We start from the raw sequence: 229 nt of genomic DNA on the forward strand, positions 1-229 counted from the left end.
CACTTCTTGCGCTTGATTCAAGTCATCATTTAAACGCTGTGCATTTAGCTCAAGTTTACCCACGCCTTTTAGACAAGCATCAAACGCAATCATGCTCTGTGCTAGGCCAACACCGATATTACGCAGCACCGTCGAGTCCGATAGGTCACGCTGCATACGTGAAATTGGTAGCTTCTCACCCAAATGGGCCAGCATAGCGTTGGCAACGCCTAAGTTACCTTCAGAGTTT

General features: G+C 47.6%; 1 pseudogene. It reads right to left on the reverse strand.

From position 1 onward, the window contains the following. Positions 1–229 (reverse strand): annotated as a pseudogene (locus SB725_RS34305) (adenylosuccinate lyase); the annotation flags it as partial.

Source organism: Pseudomonas sp. SIMBA_041, assembly GCF_046535095.1.
Lineage (GTDB): Bacteria > Pseudomonadota > Gammaproteobacteria > Pseudomonadales > Pseudomonadaceae > Aquipseudomonas > Aquipseudomonas mucoides.